Origin of the sequence: uncultured Amaricoccus sp. (assembly GCF_937858865.1) — a bacterium.
Taxonomy (GTDB): Bacteria; Pseudomonadota; Alphaproteobacteria; order Rhodobacterales; family Rhodobacteraceae; genus Amaricoccus.
Genome location: NZ_CALLYO010000023.1, coordinates 1 through 3,259, shown reverse-complemented (window position 1 = coordinate 3,259; position 3,259 = coordinate 1). Strand labels below are relative to the sequence as shown.

Here is a 3,259-nt window from a genome sequence, read left to right as displayed (position 1 = left end):
GCCCGCCGGGCCGCTGCCTTGACAGGGCGGGGGGCAGGGGCGACAAGGCGGCCCTGCGCGCTCAGGACGGAAGAAGCGAGATGTCGGCGAAGACCAAGGCGAAGGGCGGCTTCCTCGAGCTCGTGAAGACCATCGTCTATGCGCTGCTGCTCGCCGGCGTCATCCGCACCCTCTTCTTCCAGCCCTTCTGGATCCCCTCGGGCTCGATGATGCCGACGCTGCTCATCGGCGACTTCCTCTTCGTCAACAAGATGGCCTACGGCTATTCGCGCTATTCCTGCCCCTTCGCCATGTGCCCCTTCGACGGGCGCATCCTGGCGCGGGAGCCGCACCGGGGCGACGTCGTCGTCTTCAAGCATCCGACCAACGGCACCGACTACATCAAGCGGCTGATCGGGCTGCCGGGCGACCAGATCCAGATGGTCGACGGCGTGCTGCGCATCAACGGCCAGGCGCTGCCGCAGGAGCCGGACGGCCAGTTCGTCGAGCCGAACCTGCCGCAGGGGCCGATGCGGGCGATGCCGCGCTGCGCGAACCGGCCGGTGGAGCCCGGGGGCGACTGCATCACCGACCGCCTGATCGAGACGCTGCCCGAGGGGGATCGCCACGCGATCCTCAACATCGAGGACGGCTTCGGCGACAATACGCCCGTCTTCACCGTGCCCGAGGGCGAGTTCTTCTTCATGGGCGACAACCGCGACAACTCGATGGACTCGCGCTTCCCGCGCTCGGCCGGCGGGGTCGGCTTCGTGCCCTTCGCGAACCTGGTCGGCCGCGCCGACCGGGTGATCTTCTCCTCGGCCGGCCCCTCGATGCTCGCCTTCTGGACCTGGCGGCCCGACCGGTTCTTCGTGAGCATCCAGTGAAGCTCGGCCGCGCCATGGCGGGCGCGGAGGCCCGGCTCGGCCATGCGTTCGCCCGGCCCGAGCTGCTCGTCGAGGCGCTGACCCATCCCTCCTTCGCCGGCCGCGCCGACAACCAGCGGCTCGAGTTCCTCGGTGACCGCGTGCTCGGCCTCGTCATCGCCGAGGCGCTGCTCGCCGCCGACCCGGGGGCGAGCGAGGGCGATCTCGCGCCGCGGCTGAACGCGCTCGTCAGGAAGGAGACCTGCGCCGAGGTCGCCGCCGCGCTCGACCTCGGCAGCGCCATCCGCATGGGGCGCTCGGAGATGATCTCGGGCGGGAGGAAGCGCACGGCACTCCTCGGCGATGCCATGGAGGCGGTGATCGCCGCGGTCTATCTCGACGGCGGGCTCGAGGCGGCGCGCGGGCTGATCCTGCGCGCCTGGGGCGAGCGCATCGCCGCGGCGCGCGGGCTCGGGCGCGACGCCAAGACGGCGCTGCAGGAATGGGCGCAGGGCCGCGGCCAGCACCCGCCCGATTATGTCGACGTCGGCCGCACGGGGCCGGACCATGCGCCGGTCTTCTCGGTCGAGGTTCGGCTCGAGGACGGGCGCGCCGCCGAGGCGCGCGCCGCCTCGAAGCGGGCGGCGCAGCAGGCGGCGGCCGAGCTCATGCTGGCGCGGCTGGAGGGTGAGGCGTGACCCGCTGCGGCCTCGTCGCGCTCATCGGCGAGCCGAACGCCGGCAAGTCGACGCTGCTCAACCGCATGGTGGGCGCGAAGGTCTCGATCGTCACCCACAAGGTGCAGACGACGCGCACCCGCATCCGCGGCATCGCCATCGAGGGCGAGGCGCAGCTCGTCTTCGTCGACACGCCGGGGCTCTTCCGCCCGCGGCGGCGGCTCGACCGGGCGATGGTGAAGGCGGCCTGGGGGGGCGCGGCCGACGCCGACGTCGTCGTGCTGCTGATCGAGGCGCACCGCGGCGTGACCGACGGGGTGCGCGAGATCCTCGACCGCCTGGCGGACCAGCTCCCCAAGGGGCGCACCGTGGCGCTCGCCATCAACAAGATCGACAAGGTGCCGGCGGAGCGGCTCCTCGCCCTCAGCGCCGAGATGAACGGGCTCCGCGACTTCGCCGCCACCTTCATGATCTCGGCCGAGCGCGGCCATGGGGTCGAGGACCTGCGCCGGTGGCTGGCCGAGCAGGTGCCGGAGGGCCCCTGGCTCTACCCCGAGGACCAGATCGCCGACCTGCCGCTCCGGATGATCGCCGCGGAGATGACGCGCGAGAAGCTGACGCTGCGCCTGCACCAGGAGCTCCCCTACGAGCTCACCGTCGAGACCGAGGCGTGGGAGGAGCGCAAGGACGGCTCGGTCCGCATCGACCAGGTGATCTACGTCGCCCGCGAGGGCCACAAGGGCATCGCGCTCGGCCCGAAGGGGGAGACGATCAAGGCGGTGGGGAAGGCGGCGCGCGAGGAGCTCAAGGCGTTCCTCGGCCGCGAGGTGCACCTTTTCCTGACCGTCAAGGTGCGCCCCGGCTGGCTCGAGGAGCGCGAGCGCTACGGCGAGATCGGCCTCGACTTCCGCGACGGCGACGCGTGAGCGCCCCGCGCCTCACCGCCCGCTTCTGGGTCGAGGCCTACCTCGCCCGGCTCCGCCAGGCCGAGATCCCGGCCTTCGTCACCGCGAAGGGGGACGCGACGGCGGGCGCGGTGGTGGTGAAGCTCAACACCCTCGACGGGCGCGCCGCCGCCTTCCAGCGCAGCTACGACCGCGAGGGCGCCCGCATCTGGGCCCCGCTCGCCGAGGGGGCGGAGGCCGAGGTCGACGCGGCGCTCGAGCGCCAGCGCCGGTTCGACCCCGACCTCTGGGTGATCGAGGTCGAGGACCGCTCGGGGCGCCACCTTCTCGACCAGCCCGGCCTCGCCGACTAGAAGAGGCGCCATGGACTGGCGCGACGAAGGCATCCTGATCGCCGCCCGGCGGCACGGCGAGAGCTCGGCGATCATCGAGGTCTTCACCGCCGGCCACGGCCGCCACGCCGGCGTCGTGCGCGGCGGGGCGGGGCGGCGGATGGCGCCGGTGCTGCAGCCGGGCACGCGGCTCTCGCTCGAATGGTCGGCGCGGCTCGAGGAGCATATCGGCACCTTCCGCGTCGACCCGATGCCCTCGCGCACCGCCGCGATCATGGCCGATCCGGCGGCGCTCGCCGCGCTCGTCTCGATGAACGCCCTCCTTTCCGTGACGCTGCCGGAGCGGGACGCGCATCCGGCGCTCTACGCGCGGAGCCTCGAGCTGATCGACGCGCTCGTCGAGAGGGGGCACGCCTACGCGGCCGAGGACGGCTCCGGCGACGTCTACTTCGACGTGCGCTCGTGGCCGGCCTACGGCGAGCTGACCCGGCAGAGGCTCG

General features: G+C 72.8%; 5 protein-coding genes. All 5 read left to right on the top strand.

Going from position 1 to position 3,259, the window contains the following annotated elements; all coding sequences use genetic code 11:
- The first annotated feature begins 80 nt into the window (after positions 1-80).
- Entirely contained in the window at positions 81-866 is a 786-nt protein-coding gene (gene lepB / locus Q0112_RS00450; RefSeq protein WP_297970095.1) for a signal peptidase I, read from the top strand.
- A 14-nt stretch (positions 867-880) separates the two neighbouring features.
- Positions 881-1,543 (top strand): ribonuclease III, encoded by a 663-nt coding sequence (rnc, locus tag Q0112_RS00445; RefSeq protein WP_297970097.1) that lies wholly within the window; start codon positions 881-883, stop codon positions 1,541-1,543.
- Positions 1,540-2,448, top strand: a complete 909-nt coding sequence (gene era, locus Q0112_RS00440) for a GTPase Era (protein WP_297970093.1) — start codon at positions 1,540-1,542, stop codon at positions 2,446-2,448. Before rnc ends, era begins: the two co-directional genes overlap by 4 nt.
- Entirely contained in the window at positions 2,445-2,780 is a 336-nt protein-coding gene (locus Q0112_RS00435; RefSeq protein WP_297970091.1) for a DUF1491 family protein, read from the top strand. The genes era and Q0112_RS00435 overlap by 4 nt, the downstream gene beginning before the upstream one ends.
- A 10-nt stretch (positions 2,781-2,790) precedes the next feature.
- Positions 2,791-3,259, top strand: a 469-nt coding sequence (gene recO, locus Q0112_RS00430) for a DNA repair protein RecO (RefSeq protein ID WP_297970089.1), incomplete at its 3' end; no start/stop codon positions are given.